Here is a 14,950-nt window from a genome sequence, read left to right as displayed (position 1 = left end):
GTCACTCCAGACATTCCATGCTGCCCCGGCGCCTGTAGGCCTGTACCCGGTCATCGGCTACCGGCTCAAGCAGGGGATTGTTCCAGTCCATTATTTCACCCGGTCCGATGACCAGCATACCGCCCGGTGCCAATCGCAGCGCCAATTGGTTGAGCAGGTTGCGACGGCGCCAGCGCCGGAAGTAGATGAGCAGGTTCTGGCAGAAGATGATATCCAGGTCCCGGATCGGAGCCTGGGCCAGTTCCAGGATGTTCAGCCGGGTGAAGCACACCCGGTCACGCAGCGCCGGGGCTACCCGGTATTGCCCACCCTGCAGCGGTTGCAGCCATTGTTCGACTTCAGCCCCGGTCAGGCCGCCCAGGCGACCTGCGGCGTAGTGCCCGAGACGCGCCTGATCCAGCGCGCGCTGGCTGATATCGCTGGCCCAGATACCGTAGTCCCGCCGGTCCTGGCCGGCTTGCGCCAGCGCCTGCTCCATGATGATCGCCAGGGAATAGGCCTCCTCGCCGCTGGCGCAACCGACACTCCACAACTGCAGCGGCCCGCGGCTGCCGGACAGGCGCCCGGCAAGAAACTGCGCCACGCAATCATAGGAGGCGCGGTGGCGCATGAAACTGGTCTCGCGTACCGTCAGCCACTCGATCAGCGCCGACCATTCCAGGGCTCCGTCGATGCCGGCGGTGATGTGTTCGTAGTACGCCTGGTAGTCGCCAATACCCAGTTCGCGCATGCGCGCGCCCAGGCTGGTCTGCAGGTAGGCCTGGCGCTGCTGGCTGACGCAGACACCGGTACGCTGCTCCAGCAATGCCTGCCACTGACGGAACTGCGCTCCGTCCATGTCTGGCAACTGCTGTAATGACCAGTGTGGCGTTCTCTGCACTATGCGACCCTCGCGGTGCTCTTATCGGAGCGGCCATCCAGCCGCTCCCTGCGCTTTACTCAGCCCTGCTGTCCAGGCAGGGTGAAGCCATCCACCGACTGACGCATGCTCTCGGCCAGGGTGGCCAGCTCACCGATGCTGCGCGCCGTGGTGGTGGTACCCGCCGAGGTCTGCGAGGTGATCTCCTGGATCACGTTCATGGTGTTGGAGATATGGCCCGCCGAGGACGCCTGCTGCCGCGCCGCGTTGGAAATGTTCTGGATCAGCGCCGCCAGGCTGGTGGATACCTTTTCGATTTCCTCCAGGGCGACACCGGCGTCCTGGGTCAGGCGCGCACCGCTGACCACTTCCGAGGTGGTCTGCTCCATGGAGATCACCGCCTCGTTGGTATCGGTCTGAATGGTCTTCACCAGCGCCTCGATCTGCTTGGTCGCCGCCGAGGAACGTTCCGCCAGGCGCTGTACCTCGTCGGCGACCACCGCGAAGCCGCGGCCGGCGTCACCGGCCATGGAGGCCTGGATGGCGGCGTTCAACGCAAGGATGTTGGTCTGGTCGGCAATGTCGTTGATCAGACTGACGATGTCACCGATCTCCTGGGAGGACTCACCCAGGCGCTTGATTCGCTTGGAGGTGTCCTGGATCTGCTCGCGGATGACGTCCATGCCGGCGATGGTGCTCTGTACCACCTCGTTGCCCTTGTTGGCGATGGCTACCGAGCGTTCCGCTACCGCGGCGGACTCGGCGGCGTTGGCCGATACCTGGTCGATGGACACCGCCATCTCGTTCACCGCCGCCGAGGCGCCGGCGATTTCCTGGGCCTGGTGCTCGGAGGCTTCGGCCAGGTGCATGGCCGTGCCCTGGGTTTCCTGGGCCGCGGCGGCTACCTGCAGGGCGGTATGGTTGATGGTTTCCACCAGCGCGCGCAGCTGGTCGATGGAGTAGTTGATGGAGTCGGCGATTGCCCCGGTGAAGTCCTCGGTTACCGTGGCTTCCGCGGTCAGGTCACCGTCGGCGAGGTCGGCGATCTCATCGAGCAGACGCAGGATCGCTGCCTGGTTGCGCTCGTTGGTGGCAGCGGTCTCGGCCAGGCGCTGACGGGTTTCACGGGTCATCTGCACGCCGATCAGCAGGATGCTGCCCAGCGCGATGATACCCAGCAGGTAACCGAGCAGGGTGTTGATCCAGCGCGCATCACTGCGTTTCTCGAAGGCGTCGGACAGGTCCGAGACGTTGTCCAGCAACGCCTGAGAGTCGGTGAAGATGTTGTTCGCCGCCAGGCGCACCTGGTACAGCTCCGGCGAGGTCAGCAGGATCTGGTCCACCGACTCGGCAACGAAGCCGAACAGATCGGCGATTTCCTCCAGCCGGCCTACCGCGTCGGGATCGGTCACCTGGCTGACGCCGATCACCTCGTTGCCCTGCAGCATGCCTTCCAGTACCCGACCGAACAGGCTGGCGTCACGGCCGAAGCTGTCGGCGGCCAGTACCGCGTCATCATCCCCGGTCAGTACCCGGTTCACCGAACCGAGGATACGCTCGGCCAGCAGCGACTGGCGTTGGGCGATGGAGACCTGGTCTGCCGGCGCGCCGCTGTCGATCAGCACGTCAACCACGTCCTCGTATTCGATCTGCAGCTGCGGCACGGTATCGGACAGGGTCGCGGCGACCTCGTGCAGCGAGAGTACCGTGTTCTGGCTGCTGAGGATGGCGTCGGCGTTGGCACGCACCTTGTCCCAGTCGGCCTGGGCCCGTGCCAGTGGCTCCTGCAGCGTGTCCGGGGTCGGCGGCAGACCGGTTTCCTCGCGCCCATCGGTGAGGTAGCCCCAGCGCTCCTCGAAGTCGTTGCGCGCCTCCAGCAGCAGGCCGAAGGCTTGCTGGGTTCCGGTGGCCGCTTCGGTCGCCGACTTGGAAATCTGCTGCGACAGTACCCGCAGCTCGCCGGAGTGACCTATGTATTCGGTATCGTAGGAACTCTGCACGTTCACATAGACGAAGTTGATGAACAGCAGAATCAACGACAGGATCAGCGCGGCGAACAGGCCACTGATGTTACGGTTGCTGCGTAAAGTGGACAGTATGTTGGTATCAAGCTTTTTCATTTTCTGGCCCCTACCTGGCCTACCGCATGCTTCTTGAAGTCCTGAATTGGTGCGTGCCAGGCTGACTGCCGGGCCGCCCCTCCCCGATCAGATCGCCACGTCAAGGAACGCCTGGTCGCGCGCCAGGGCCCGGAAATTGAATATCAGTGATGCCTGATCCCCGACATAGGCACCCACCACAAATGGCCTGAATCGTTCCGCAAGGGCAGGCACCGAGGTGGTAAAGCTGCTTACTGGAAAATGCTGCATGCCGAACAGCTCATCGACCAGCAGACCGACGAACAGGTCGTCGCGGTCGAGCACCAGCACTCGGCGCTGCTTGCGCGGCGCGCTGGCCGTGGCGCCGAAGAACTGGCTCAGGTCGATGATCGGCAAAAGCCGGCCACGTACGTTGGCTACGCCTCTGACCCAGGACTTGACCCGGGGCAGCGCGGTATAACGCGGCTCATGGAGAATTTCGCTGACCTCGCCCATGGCTGCCACCATGGTCTGCCCAGCCAGGCGGAAACCGACACCACTCCAGGTTTCGGCCACCATGGTCTGCGCCGGCAGACCGCTGGCCAGCTGGCGGCAACGTTCCGCCAGCTGCTGGAGAAGGTCGAAAGGATGTATTGTCTCTGACATGCCGTCCCTGTTGTCATTGTGCGCCGCCGCCAGCGGCGCCATCGGTCAGTGGCCGAGCACCGACTTCACGGTCTGGATCAGCGTGGCTTCCTCGACCGGCTTGGTCAGGTAGTCCCTGGCGCCCTGGCGCTTGCCCCAGACCTTGTCGGTTTCCTGATCCTTGGTGGTGACGATGATCACCGGGATACTGCCGGTTTCCGGGTCCTTGGTCAGCTGCCGGGTGGCCTGAAAGCCGTTGAGCCCCGGCATGACGATATCCATCAGCACCACGTCGGGTTTCTCCTGGCGGGCCAGCGCCACGCCGTCGGCACCGTTTTCCGCCTTGAGCACCTCGAAACCGTGCTTTTCCAGCATGCCGCTGAGCTTGTACAACTCGGTCGGCGAATCATCCACTACTAATATGCGAGCCATTTTTCCCCCTGGATATTCAAATTGTGCCGGCGGAGCCTCAGTTCCCCACTGATCCGGCCAGGTGCTTTTCCGACTGCGGAACATGGGCACGGATGGCGCCCAGCAACTCTTCCTTGCTGAATGGCTTGGTCAGGTATTGATCGGAGCCGACGATGCGCCCCTTGGCCTTGTCGAACAGCCCGTCCTTGCTGGACAGCATGATCACCGGCGTGGAGCGGAACGCCGTGTTGTTCTTGATCAGGGCACAGGTCTGATAGCCGTCGAGGCGCGGCATCATGATGTCGACGAAGATGATATCGGGGTGGTTGTCAGCAATCTTGGCCAGGGCATCAAAGCCGTCGACGGCGGTGATGACGTTGCATCCGACCTTTTTCAGCAGCGTTTCCGCCGTACGCCGAATGGTCTTGCTGTCATCAATCACCATGACCTTCAGGCTCTCGAAATTTTCTTCCATAAACACAGCCCTTGTTATGTACGGCGGTCAGTTGCAGGGCGGTCAGGCGCTGCCCGGGACCGACCAATTCCATTTCCGGCTACTTTTAACATAGATTTATCAGGCAATCCATAAAGCCTTCCCGGCGATGAGACATCCTGCGACTTCGGTCATCCTTTCATCGCAACCGGGGCAGAGGGTACACTGCCATCACTTCCCCAACATGACAGCGACCCAATTTCCCATGAGCATTCGCATTGGTATCGTCATGGATCCGATCAGCGCGATCCATTACAAGAAAGACAGTTCCCTGGCCATGCTCCTGGCGGCCCAGCAGCGCGGTTGGGAGCTCAACTACATGGAGCCCCAGGACCTCTACCTGCAGGACGGCCAGGCCATGGCCGGCATCCGCCCGCTGGAGGTGTTCGCCGATCCGCAGTGCTGGTATCGGCTCGGTAGCGAGCAGCAGGCGCCGCTGGCAGGTCTCGATGTGATCCTGATGCGCAAGGACCCGCCGTTCGACAACGAATTCCTGTATGCCACGCATATCCTCGAAGCGGCCGAACGCGCCGGGGTGCTGGTGGTCAACCGCCCGGCCAGCCTGCGCGACTGCAACGAGAAACTGTTCGCCACACGCTTCCCGCAGTGCTGCCCGCCGAACACCGTATCGCGCCGCGCCGATATTCTGCGCGCTTTCATCCGGCAGCACAGTGATGTGATTCTCAAACCGCTGGACGGCATGGGCGGGTCGATGATCTTCCGCGTTCGCCAGGACGATCCCAACATCAGTGTCATCATCGAGACGCTGACCGAACATGGCCAGCAGCAGATCATGGCCCAGCGCTACCTGCCGGCGATCAAGGAAGGCGACAAGCGTATCCTGATGATCAATGGCGAGCCGGTACCCTATTGCCTGGCACGCATTCCGCAGGCAGGTGAAACCCGTGGCAACCTGGCCGCCGGCGGGCGTGGCGAAGCCCGGCCGCTGAGCGAGCGCGATCGCTGGATCGCCGCCGAAGTCGGCCCCGAGCTGCGCCGTCGCGGCCTGCTGTTCGTCGGCCTGGATGTGATCGGTGACTACCTTACCGAGATCAACGTGACCAGCCCGACCTGCATCCGCGAGATCGATGCCGCCTACGATACCGATATCGGCGGGCAATTGATGGATGCCATCGAGCAACAGCTCAAAGCGCGACCTAGGGTCTGTTGACATTTCATCATAAACCACGCCGGCGCCTGTTTTTGCGCGAGGCAAGGCGCGAGGAGAGAAATTTGGTCATTCCAAATGAACGACGAGTAACGCAGCATCGCGCAAAAACAGGCCCGGCCCTTCGGGTTGCGCGTAAAAACTCGCCATGCGTCGTTGTGGGACTTGGCAAGGGAATGACCATTGCCTGCGTCCCACGCCTAGCCTGGCGAGTTTTTACGCTGCAACGCGGATTATGATGAAACGTCAACAGACCCTAGTGCGTAGACTTTTTTTCCGGACAGGGGCAGACTGCACGCCAGTTTGCCTCGTCTATGGATAGCATGAATACAGCAGCGACGCCGCCATCACCCGCTCGTCCGGCCACCCCGGCCATCGAGCCCAGGGACCGCCTCGGGTTCACCCTGTTTCTGGCGGCCGTGCTGCACGCCCTGGTGATTCTCGGCATCACCTTCGAGCTGCCCAGCCCCAGCGAGCTGTCGCGGAGCCTGGAAATCACCCTGGCCAGCCAGCCAGCCGAGGAAAAGCCGGACAACCCCGACTACCTGGCGCAGTTCAACCAGCAGGGCAGCGGCACCCTGGATGACAAGGCCGCGCCCAGCACACCCGAGCAGAGTGTGTTCCAGGACAGCGAGATCAAGCCGGTGGCGCCGGTCGAACAGGCCGCACCGCCACCCGAGCCCAGCGCCCCGGAAAAGGTCATCACCACCACTGCGCCAGCCCCGGACAAGGTCGCGACCAAACCCGCCGAGCCCGACCCGCTGGACGCGCCGCGGGCCAGCCAGCGCTTCGACATGTCGCGCCTGTCCGAGGAGATCGCCAGCCTGGAGGCGCAGCTGGCCGAGGAGCGCCAGCAATATGCCAAGCGCCCGCGGGTGCACCGCATCAATGCCGCCTCGACCATGCAGGACAAGGGTGCCTATTACAAGGACGCCTGGCGGCGCAAGGTCGAGCGCATCGGCAACCAGAACTATCCGGCCGAAGCCCGCAGCCAGGGCATCTACGGCAACCTGCGACTATTGGTGGCGATCAACCGCGACGGCTCCCTGCGCGACGTGCAGATCCTCGAGTCCTCCGGCCACCGGGTGCTGGACAATGCCGCGCTGCGCATCGTCCGCCTGGCGGCGCCCTATGCACCCTTTACCGGCGAGCTGATGGATATCGACGTACTGGAGATCATCCGTACCTGGCGCTTCGAGCCGGGTGACCGTATCTCCAGTTTCTGAAGCCCGAGGTCTGTTGAGGCTTCATCACGAACCGTGTTGCTGTGTATGGCCAGCCGGCCAACCTCCCCCTCTCCCCCCGGCCCCTCTCCCGCAAGGGGCGAGGGGTGACTCGCGCATGAGGCGCCGCGGTTAGCCTGAAATATCTGCCAATGCAAAGAGTGCTACTCACCCCTGAGATTTCATAGAAAACAGGAGGGCATCCCGACTGAGACTGTTCGTGATAACTACCTGCCGCTGCAAATGGAATATGGCCTTCGATATCGCAAGCCAGCGACTGCGAGCCTACTCATAGCTGATAGGTGCAGGCTAAGCACAGTATTCCATGCGCGAGTCACCCCTCGCCCCTTGCGGGAGAGGGGCCGGGGGAGAGGGGAGGCCCAGCTACATACCGGAAGCCTCTGGGGCCTGTTGACGCTTCCCGCTCCGCTCGCTCTTGCCCTCGGCGCCCGTCCACCCAATACTATGCGCCATGACCCAGACATTACCGACGTACCTGAAACACCACTTCCTGATCGCCATGCCGCACATGGAGGATCCGCGTTTCGCGCATAGCGTGATCTACCTGTGCGAGCACAACGAGGAAGGCGCCATGGGCCTGGTGATCAACCGGCCCAGCGGCCTCAACCTGGGCGACGTACTGGAGCAGACCTCGCCCGAGCTGAGCGTGCCGCTGGAAGTGGGCGGGCGCACCGTATTCAATGGCGGCCCGGTACAGAGCGAGCGCGGCTTCGTGCTGCACCGTGGTCCCGGGCAATGGGAGTCGAGCCTGGACCTGGGCCCGCTGCAACTGACCACCTCGCGGGATATCCTGGTGGACATGAGCCGTGGCCAGGGCCCCAGCGAGTCCTTCGTCGCCCTCGGCTATGCCGGCTGGGAAGCCGGCCAGCTGGAACGCGAGCTGGTCGACAACGTCTGGCTCAGCTGCCCGGCCGACTACCAGATCCTGTTCGAAGTGGATGCGGAGCAACGGCTGGAGGCTGCCGCGCGCAGCCTGGGTATCGATCTCAACCTGCTCACCAGCCAGGCGGGCCACGCCTGATGGGTGCCGCTGCCCAGCGCGTGCTCGGTTTCGATTACGGTACCCGCCAGATCGGCGTGGCGGTCGGCCAGACGCTGACCGGCAACGCCCGCCCCCTCAAGGAACTGCGCGCCCGCGACGGCATCCCCGACTGGGAGCAGATCGCCGCGCTGCTGCGCGAATGGCAACCCGACGCCCTGGTGGTCGGCCTGCCGCTGAACATGGACGGCAGCCCCAGCGACATGAGCGCGCGCGCGGAGAAATTCGCCCGCCGCCTGCACGGTCGCTTCCAGCTGCCGGTGCACTGTGTGGACGAGCGCCTGTCCACCTTCGAAGCCAAGCAAACCCTACGCGACAGCGGACGCGGCACGCCGGCCAGTTACCGGGACAACCCGGTCGACAGCCTGGCCGCCGCCCTGCTGCTGGAAACCTGGCTGGCCAGCCAGATCAAGGAGACATGATGGACGCACTGCCCGAAGTCGACCCCTTATTGCAGCGCATGGGCGAAGAACTGACCGCCTGGCTGGATCGCAACCAGCGCACCGATCCGGCGGTGGTCGGCATCCATACCGGTGGCGCCTGGGTCGCCGAGCGCCTGCGTGACCGCTTCCTGCCCGACGCACCGCTGGGCAGCCTGGACATCGCCTTCTACCGTGACGACTTCGCCCAGATCGGCCTGCAGCCGGGGGTGCGGCCGTCGGAGTTGCCGTTCAGCGTGGAGGACCGCCACCTGGTGCTGGTCGATGACGTGCTGATGACCGGCCGCACCATTCGCGCCGCGCTCAACGAGCTGTTCGACTATGGCCGACCGGCCTCGGTGACCCTGGTCACGCTGGTGGATATCGAGTCCCGGGAGCTGCCGATCCGCGCCGACATCCTCGGCGCCAGCCTGGCCCTGCCGCCCGGCCAACGGGTAAAATTGACCGGTCCCGAGCCGCTGCAACTGACCCTGAATCCCGTAGCCAAGCCATGAGAGCCCAATGAGCCTGAAATCCAGCCAACTGCAACTCAATCAACAGGGCCAGCTATGCCACTTCCTCGGCATCGACGGGCTACCCCGCGAACTGCTGACCGAGATCCTGGATACTGCCGACTCCTTCCTGGAGGTCGGTGAACGGGCGGTGAAGAAGGTGCCGCTGCTGCGCGGCAAGACCGTGTGCAACGTGTTCTTCGAGAACTCCACGCGCACCCGCAGCACCTTCGAACTGGCAGCCAAGCGGCTGTCTGCCGACGTGCTCAACCTGGATATCCAGACCTCCTCGACCAGCAAGGGTGAAACCCTGTACGACACCCTGCGCAACCTGGAAGCCATGGCCGCCGACATGTTCGTGGTACGCCACGGCAACTCCGGCGCCGCGCATTTCATCGCCGGTAACGTCTGCCCCGAGGTCGCCATCATCAACGCCGGTGACGGCAACCACGCCCACCCGACCCAGGCAATGCTCGACATGCTGACCATCCGCCGGCACCAGGCGCCGTTCGAGCAGCTGTCGGTGGCCATCGTCGGCGATATCATGCACTCGCGGGTAGCCCGCTCGAACATGGAGGCGCTGCGCATCCTCGGCTGTCCGGACATCCGCGTGATCGCCCCGCGCACCCTGCTGCCGGCCGGCATCGAACAATACGGCGTGCGTGTATTCAACGACCTGCGAGTCGGGCTGCGCGATGTCGACGTGGTGATCATGCTGCGCCTGCAGAAGGAACGCATGCAGAGCGGCCTGCTGCCCAGCGAAGGCGAGTTCTACCGCCAGTACGGCCTGACCAGCGACAGCCTGGCGCTGGCCCGGCCCAATGCCCTGGTCATGCACCCTGGGCCGATCAACCGCGGCGTGGAGATCGAATCGGCGGTAGCCGACGGGCCACAGTCGGTGATCCTCAAGCAGGTGACCTACGGCATCGCCGTGCGCATGGCCGTGATGTCCATGGCCATGGCCGGCCAGACCACCCAGCGCCAGTCCAGACAGGGAGCACAGTAAGCATGCGGATAACCATTGCCGGCGCCCGGGTTATCGACCCTGCCAGTCAGTTCGACCAGATCACCGACCTGCACATCGATGCCGGGCAGATCCACGCCCTGGGCCAGGCCCCGGAGGGCTTCGTCGCCGCCCAGACCATCGATGCCCGCGGTCTGATCGCCAGCCCCGGGCTGGTGGACCTGAACGTCAGCCTGCGTGAGCCGGGTTTCGGTCGCAAGGGCAACATCGCCAGTGAAACCCGCGCCGCCGCGGTCGGTGGCGTCACCAGCCTGTGCTGCCCACCGGACAGCCGTCCGGTGCTGGATACCCCGGCGGTCGCCGAACTCATTCTCGACCGCTGCGAGCGTGCCGGCCAGACCCGGGTGTTCCCCATCGGCGCCCTGACCAAGGGCCTGGAAGGGGAACAGCTCAGCGAGCTGGTGGCCCTGCGCGATGCCGGCTGCGTGGCCTTCACCCAGGGCCTGGCGCCGATCAGGGACAATCGCATCCTGCGCCGCGCGCTGGAATACGCCGCCGGTTTCGACCTGCCACTGATCTTCACCCCGCAGGACCCGGCGCTGGCCGAAGGCGGCGTCGCCCACGAAGGCCCGACCGCCGCCCGCCTCGGCCTGCCCGGCATTCCCGAGACCGCGGAAACCGTGACCCTGGCCCGCGACCTGCTGCTGATCGAGCAGACCGGGGTACGCGCCCACTTCAGCGGCCTGAGCAGCGCCCGCGCCATCGACATGCTGGCCGATGCCCAGGCCCGCGGCCTGCCCGTGACCGCCGACGTGGCCATGTACCAGTTGCTGCTGTGCGACGAGGACCTGGACGGCTATTCCAGCCTGCTGCACGTGATGCCGCCACTGCGCAGCAGCAGTGACCGCCGCGCCCTGCGCCAGGCGGTGCAGGCCGGGGTGATCCAGGCCATCGCCTCGCACCACCAGCCGCACGAACCGGAAGCCAAGCGGGTACCCTTCGCCGCCTCGGCGCCCGGTATCAGCAGCGTCGAGATCATGCTGCCGCTGGCCATGACCCTGGTCGCCGATGGCCTGCTGGAATTGCCGGCGGTGCTGGCCCGCCTGACCTCCGGCCCGGCCGCCGCACTGGGTCTGCCGGCGGGACGCATCGCCGTCGGCGATCGCGCCGACCTGGTACTGTTCGACCCGGCCGGCACCACCGAGATCGGCAAGCATTGGCTGTCCAAGGGCGACAACTGTCCATTCCTCGGCCAGGCGGCCCCGGGCTGCGTCAGCCACACCCTGTGCGATGGTCAACTGGTATTCCAGGCCTGAGGGTAAGCATCCATGGCAGCGTTCGGTCTGCGCGGCAAGTCTCTCCTGGCGCTCCTGCTGGCCTGCCTGCTGGCGCTGTTGCCGGCCGGGCTGATCGGCTGGCAGGTAGTGCAGAAGGTGCACGGCCACTTCGCCGAGGCCTTCGCCGGCAATATCACCCAGCTCAATCGCGAGAAGATCTATGCGCCGATCTCCCGCGAGCTGGCCCTGGCGCTGCGCTTCGCACGCTCGGAGGTTACCCGCCAGTGGCTGCTCGACGAGCAGAATCCGGACAAGCGCGAGCTGTTCTTCCGCGAGGCCGAGGGCTATCGCCGCGACTTCCGCGACCACGCCTACTTCATCGCGCCGCTGGATTCGCTCAACTACTACTTCAACAGCGATGAGCAGGCGTTCAGCACCCAGCCGCGCTACCGGATCGATACCCGTGATCCGGCCAACGCCTGGTTCACCGGCTCGCTGGCCACCACCGACAACTACAACCTGAACGTCGATCACAACCCGCAGCTCAACACCACCCGGCTGTGGTTGAACATCCTGGTGCGCGATAGCGATGGCTCACCCCTGGCACTGGCCGGCTCGGGGCTGGACCTGTCGAGCTTCATCGGTGAGTTCATCGCCAGCGAGCAGCCCGGGGTCACACCGATGATCCTCGATCGCAACGGCGCCATCCAGGCGCATCAGGACCGTTCGCTGATCGCCCTCAACTCCGGCGCCGACCAGCAGGCGCAGCCGGCCACCATGCTGCCTACCCTGGTCGGCGACGCGGCTGCGGTGACTGCCCTGCAGCAGGCACTGGCGCAGGCCGAAGCCAACCCTGGCAGCCTGCAGCTGCTGAACCTGCCGCTGCAGGGTCGCGAGCAGTTGCTGACCCTGACCTATGTGCCCGAGCTGAACTGGCATATCGCCAATGCCATCGACCTGAGCACCGCCAACATCATCGGTGGCCAGTGGCTGTGGCCGTTGTTGCTGGTCCTGGTGCTGATGCTGCTGGCCTTGACCCTGGTCTTCGCCGTGGGCATCGAGCGACTGCTGCTGCGCCCACTCAAACAGCTGCGGCAGAGCGCACAGGCGCTGGCGGCGGGTAACTACGACGTACGCCTGCCGAGCACCCGGGACGACGAGATCGGTGAGCTGAGCGATGCCTTCGCAGTGATGGTGGACAAGGTGCGCAGCCACACCCGGGACCTGGAAAGCCGCGTCCAGGAACGTACCTACAAGCTGGAGCAGGCCAACCGCGAGATGGCCAACGCCCACCAGAAGATCCGCGACTCCATCGACTACGCCAGCCTGATCCAGCGCTCGATCCTGCCGGACCGGTCACTGCTGGACATCTTTGGTGACGACCACGCAGTCCTCTGGCGCCCGCGCGACGTGGTCGGCGGCGACTTCTATATCTTCCGCGAGCTGGCCGAGCAGCAATACCTGCTGGGTGTGGTCGACTGCGCCGGGCATGGCGTACCCGGCGCGCTGATGACCATGCTGGCACATGCCGCGCTGGACCAGGCGATCAGCGACTGCCCGGCCACCGATCCGGCGGCCATGCTGCAACGCACCGATGAGATCCTGCGCGGCATGCTCAGCGACGCCCCGCAATTCCGCTCGCTGGCCACCAGCATGGATGCCGGTCTGGTGTGCGTCGATATGCGGGCGCGCCAGTTGTACTTCTCCGGCGCCAAGATCAGCCTGTACTGCAGCGATGGTGAGCTGGTCGAATGCATCGCCGGCGGTCGGCGGGCACTGGCCGACAAGCGGGTCGGCGAATATCGCAACGCCCAGATGCCGCTACACGCCAGCCAGACTTTCTACTTGTGCACCGACGGTTTTCTCGATCAGGCGGGGGGTGATCACGGTTTCGGTTTCGGCAACAGTCGCTTCGCCGAGATGTTGCGGCAACATGCGCAGTTGCCACTGGCCGAACAGAAGCATATCTTCAGCAACACCCTGGCCCGTTACCAGGGCGATTACCTGCAACGCGATGATATTACCATGCTACTTTTCCGCTTCGACTGAAGCCGCCGCCATCAGGAGCCGCCAAGCCCATGCTCGATCTTTACGCCATGCGCGAACAGTTCAGCCAGCAGCAGATCATGCTGTGTTTCAATGGCCCGATCTCCCGCAGCCTGCTGGAGGAAATCGGCAACGCCCTGCGCAACTACCTGGCGGCGGATCATGCCCATCCCTCGGCGTCCATGGATGTGTTCGCGGTGTATATCGAGATGACCCAGAACATTCGCCACTACATGACCCAGCGTGACTGGAGCGAGCAGGATGCCAGCGCTACCGTGGTGGTATCCCGTGACAGCGACGGGCGCTACGTGGTCTCGGCGGGAAATCTGGTCGAGCTGGCCGACGGCGAGCGGTTGGTCAGCAGCATCGACGCCCTGACCGGGCTGGACAAGAGCGAACTCAAGAGCCTGTACAAGGAGCAGTTGCGCCGGCCACGCGGGCAGGCATCGGCCAGCGGCGCCGGCCTCGGCCTGATCGACATCGCGCGCAAGTCGTCGGAACCACTGCAGGCTTCGCTGCGCCCCGCCGAGGCGGGACGCGCCTTCTTCAGCCTGCGCGCTGTCATCTGAACCGAGTGACCCCATCATGATCGATCTGCACATCCCGGCCACCCAGTCGTCCCCGGAAATCCACAGCGAGCATGCCCAGGGCAGGCTGGTACTGCGCGGCGACTCCTACCCGGAAAACTCCTATGAGCTGTTCAACCAGGTCTTCGAATGGATCGAGGGCTTCCTGGCCGGACAGCCGCGCCGTGCACTGAACCTGGAACTGCACCTGCTGTACCTGAACACCAGCAGCATCAAGGCGATGATGGAGATCTTCGATCTGCTGCAGGCCGCCCATGACCGCCAGCATCCGATCAGCGTCAGCTGGTTCTACGATGCCCGCAATGAGCGGGTCGCCGAGCTGGCCGAGGAGTTCAAGGAGGACTGCAGCTTTCCCTTCGATATCCTGGTCATGGAACGGAGCACACCGTGACCGCCGCCGGCCATGACCTGGAACAGCGCCTGATCAGCCTGCTGCAGGACAGCGCGACGGATAATCCGCTGCACCAGCCGCTGGCAGAGCTGTGGCAGGCGCACCAGGACCTGGTCTATCGGCTGGAGCGCATCACGCGGATTTCCGATGCCTACCAGAGCCTGGCCAAGGAGCGCGAGGTATCACTGGTCAGCCGCGTCGACAAGCAGTTGCGCCAGCTGGAGAAGATAGTACGCATTTCCGACCGCTATCAGCACATGATGCGCGATCTGAATATCGCCCTGCAGGAAGCGGCCAGCCACGACGTGCTCACCGGCCTGCCCAACCGCCGCCTGCTGACCGAGCGGCTGCGCGAAGCCAGTGAGCTGCACCGGCGCTACAACCGCCCGTTCAGCCTGGCGATGATAGATATCGACCATTTCAAGAGCATCAATGACCGCTTCGGCCATGAAACCGGCGACAGCGTGATCATCGAAGTGGCCCGGGTGCTGGATGCCGAAGTGCGCGAGCAGGATACCTGCGGGCGCTGGGGCGGCGAGGAGTTCCTGCTGCTGTTGCCGGAGACCGACGCACAGGCCGCGGCGCTGCTCGGTGAGCGCCTGCGGCATGCCATCGAGCAGCTGACCATACGCCACAAGGATGAACCCATCCGGGTCACCGCGAGCATCGGCATCGCCGGTCACGCCGACGTCAGCAGCTATTCGGAAACCATCAATCATGCCGACAACGCACTGCTGCAGGCCAAGCGTGCCGGGCGCAACCAGTGCATGGCCTACACCGCCGCCCGACCGATACCTTCCTGACCGCAGGCGCCGGT

At 64.6% G+C, this 14,950-nt stretch carries 16 protein-coding genes; 11 read left to right on the top strand and 5 right to left on the bottom strand.

Annotated elements, in window-relative coordinates:
- Position 1 precedes the first annotated feature (1 nt).
- The 5 genes from H6X51_RS13685 to H6X51_RS13665 form a co-directional block, all read right to left on the bottom strand.
- Positions 2-880: a CheR family methyltransferase gene (locus H6X51_RS13685; protein WP_407925973.1), complete on the bottom strand. Its 879-nt coding sequence runs from the start codon at positions 878-880 to the stop codon at positions 2-4.
- 59 nt (positions 881-939) lie between these two features.
- Positions 940-2,979: a methyl-accepting chemotaxis protein gene (locus H6X51_RS13680; protein WP_185268049.1), complete on the bottom strand. Its 2,040-nt coding sequence runs from the start codon at positions 2,977-2,979 to the stop codon at positions 940-942.
- A gap of 87 nt (positions 2,980-3,066) precedes the next feature.
- On the bottom strand, positions 3,067-3,603 hold the full coding sequence (locus tag H6X51_RS13675) for a chemotaxis protein CheW (protein ID WP_185268048.1): 537 nt from the start codon (positions 3,601-3,603) through the stop codon (positions 3,067-3,069).
- Positions 3,604-3,648: 45 nt separating this feature from the next.
- Positions 3,649-4,014, bottom strand: coding sequence for a twitching motility response regulator PilH (gene pilH / locus H6X51_RS13670; protein ID WP_185268047.1), 366 nt, complete (start codon positions 4,012-4,014; stop codon positions 3,649-3,651).
- A 37-nt stretch (positions 4,015-4,051) separates the two neighbouring features.
- Positions 4,052-4,468 carry a response regulator gene (locus H6X51_RS13665; RefSeq protein WP_185268046.1) on the bottom strand — a complete coding sequence of 139 codons (417 nt, stop codon included), beginning with the start codon at positions 4,466-4,468 and terminating at the stop codon, positions 4,052-4,054.
- 223 nt (positions 4,469-4,691) lie between these two features.
- On the opposite strand from H6X51_RS13665, the gene gshB reads away from it, so the two are divergent.
- From gshB to siaD, 11 genes are all read left to right on the top strand, one after another.
- Complete coding sequence (gene gshB, locus H6X51_RS13660) at positions 4,692-5,657, top strand: glutathione synthase (RefSeq protein WP_185268045.1); 966 nt, start codon at positions 4,692-4,694, stop codon at positions 5,655-5,657.
- A gap of 320 nt (positions 5,658-5,977) precedes the next feature.
- Positions 5,978-6,880, top strand: a complete 903-nt coding sequence (locus H6X51_RS13655) for an energy transducer TonB (RefSeq protein ID WP_185268044.1) — start codon at positions 5,978-5,980, stop codon at positions 6,878-6,880.
- Positions 6,881-7,349: 469 nt separating this feature from the next.
- Positions 7,350-7,919 carry a YqgE/AlgH family protein gene (locus H6X51_RS13650; RefSeq protein ID WP_185268043.1) on the top strand — a complete coding sequence of 190 codons (570 nt, stop codon included), beginning with the start codon at positions 7,350-7,352 and terminating at the stop codon, positions 7,917-7,919.
- Positions 7,919-8,359, top strand: coding sequence for a Holliday junction resolvase RuvX (ruvX, locus tag H6X51_RS13645; RefSeq protein ID WP_185268042.1), 441 nt, complete (start codon positions 7,919-7,921; stop codon positions 8,357-8,359). The genes H6X51_RS13650 and ruvX overlap by 1 nt, the downstream gene beginning before the upstream one ends.
- Entirely contained in the window at positions 8,359-8,871 is a 513-nt protein-coding gene (gene pyrR, locus H6X51_RS13640) for a bifunctional pyr operon transcriptional regulator/uracil phosphoribosyltransferase PyrR (RefSeq protein ID WP_185268041.1), read from the top strand. The genes ruvX and pyrR overlap by 1 nt, the downstream gene beginning before the upstream one ends.
- Before the next feature lie 7 nt (positions 8,872-8,878).
- Positions 8,879-9,874 carry an aspartate carbamoyltransferase catalytic subunit gene (locus tag H6X51_RS13635; protein WP_185268040.1) on the top strand — a complete coding sequence of 332 codons (996 nt, stop codon included), beginning with the start codon at positions 8,879-8,881 and terminating at the stop codon, positions 9,872-9,874.
- Positions 9,875-9,876: 2 nt separating this feature from the next.
- A complete protein-coding gene (locus tag H6X51_RS13630; protein ID WP_185268039.1) occupies positions 9,877-11,148 on the top strand; it encodes a dihydroorotase in 1,272 nt (423 codons plus the stop codon).
- Positions 11,149-11,160: 12 nt separating this feature from the next.
- Positions 11,161-13,158, top strand: coding sequence for a biofilm regulation protein phosphatase SiaA (siaA, locus tag H6X51_RS13625; protein WP_185268038.1), 1,998 nt, complete (start codon positions 11,161-11,163; stop codon positions 13,156-13,158).
- 29 nt (positions 13,159-13,187) lie between these two features.
- Positions 13,188-13,724 carry a biofilm regulation protein kinase SiaB gene (gene siaB / locus H6X51_RS13620; protein ID WP_185268037.1) on the top strand — a complete coding sequence of 179 codons (537 nt, stop codon included), beginning with the start codon at positions 13,188-13,190 and terminating at the stop codon, positions 13,722-13,724.
- Positions 13,725-13,740: 16 nt separating this feature from the next.
- A complete protein-coding gene (siaC, locus tag H6X51_RS13615) occupies positions 13,741-14,133 on the top strand; it encodes a biofilm regulation phosphoprotein SiaC (RefSeq protein ID WP_185268036.1) in 393 nt (130 codons plus the stop codon).
- Positions 14,130-14,936 carry a biofilm regulation diguanylate cyclase SiaD gene (siaD, locus tag H6X51_RS13610; RefSeq protein WP_185268035.1) on the top strand — a complete coding sequence of 269 codons (807 nt, stop codon included), beginning with the start codon at positions 14,130-14,132 and terminating at the stop codon, positions 14,934-14,936. Before siaC ends, siaD begins: the two co-directional genes overlap by 4 nt.
- The last annotated feature ends 14 nt before the right edge of the window (positions 14,937-14,950 follow it).

Source organism: Halopseudomonas xiamenensis (assembly GCF_014219065.1).
In the GTDB taxonomy this organism is placed as follows: Bacteria; Pseudomonadota; Gammaproteobacteria; order Pseudomonadales; family Pseudomonadaceae; genus Halopseudomonas; species Halopseudomonas xiamenensis.
Note: the sequence above shows the minus strand (reverse complement) of the source record. Positions and strands in the feature narration are given on the sequence as shown.

What these genes read in the sequence shown, in the direction of transcription:
- H6X51_RS13665 (WP_185268046.1), bottom strand. Translation starts at nt 4,468, where the DNA reads ATGGAAGAAAATTTCGAGAGCCTGAAGGTCATGGTGATTGATGACAGC.
- gshB (WP_185268045.1), top strand. Translation starts at nt 4,692, where the DNA reads ATGAGCATTCGCATTGGTATCGTCATGGATCCGATCAGCGCGATCCAT.
- H6X51_RS13630 (WP_185268039.1), top strand. Translation starts at nt 9,877, where the DNA reads ATGCGGATAACCATTGCCGGCGCCCGGGTTATCGACCCTGCCAGTCAG.
- ruvX (WP_185268042.1), top strand. Translation starts at nt 7,919, where the DNA reads ATGGGTGCCGCTGCCCAGCGCGTGCTCGGTTTCGATTACGGTACCCGC.
- H6X51_RS13635 (WP_185268040.1), top strand. Translation starts at nt 8,879, where the DNA reads ATGAGCCTGAAATCCAGCCAACTGCAACTCAATCAACAGGGCCAGCTA.
- siaC (WP_185268036.1), top strand. Translation starts at nt 13,741, where the DNA reads ATGATCGATCTGCACATCCCGGCCACCCAGTCGTCCCCGGAAATCCAC.
- H6X51_RS13650 (WP_185268043.1), top strand. Translation starts at nt 7,350, where the DNA reads ATGACCCAGACATTACCGACGTACCTGAAACACCACTTCCTGATCGCC.
- pilH (WP_185268047.1), bottom strand. Translation starts at nt 4,014, where the DNA reads ATGGCTCGCATATTAGTAGTGGATGATTCGCCGACCGAGTTGTACAAG.
- H6X51_RS13680 (WP_185268049.1), bottom strand. Translation starts at nt 2,979, where the DNA reads ATGAAAAAGCTTGATACCAACATACTGTCCACTTTACGCAGCAACCGT.
- H6X51_RS13655 (WP_185268044.1), top strand. Translation starts at nt 5,978, where the DNA reads ATGAATACAGCAGCGACGCCGCCATCACCCGCTCGTCCGGCCACCCCG.
- pyrR (WP_185268041.1), top strand. Translation starts at nt 8,359, where the DNA reads ATGGACGCACTGCCCGAAGTCGACCCCTTATTGCAGCGCATGGGCGAA.
- siaB (WP_185268037.1), top strand. Translation starts at nt 13,188, where the DNA reads ATGCTCGATCTTTACGCCATGCGCGAACAGTTCAGCCAGCAGCAGATC.
- siaA (WP_185268038.1), top strand. Translation starts at nt 11,161, where the DNA reads ATGGCAGCGTTCGGTCTGCGCGGCAAGTCTCTCCTGGCGCTCCTGCTG.
- H6X51_RS13675 (WP_185268048.1), bottom strand. Translation starts at nt 3,603, where the DNA reads ATGTCAGAGACAATACATCCTTTCGACCTTCTCCAGCAGCTGGCGGAA.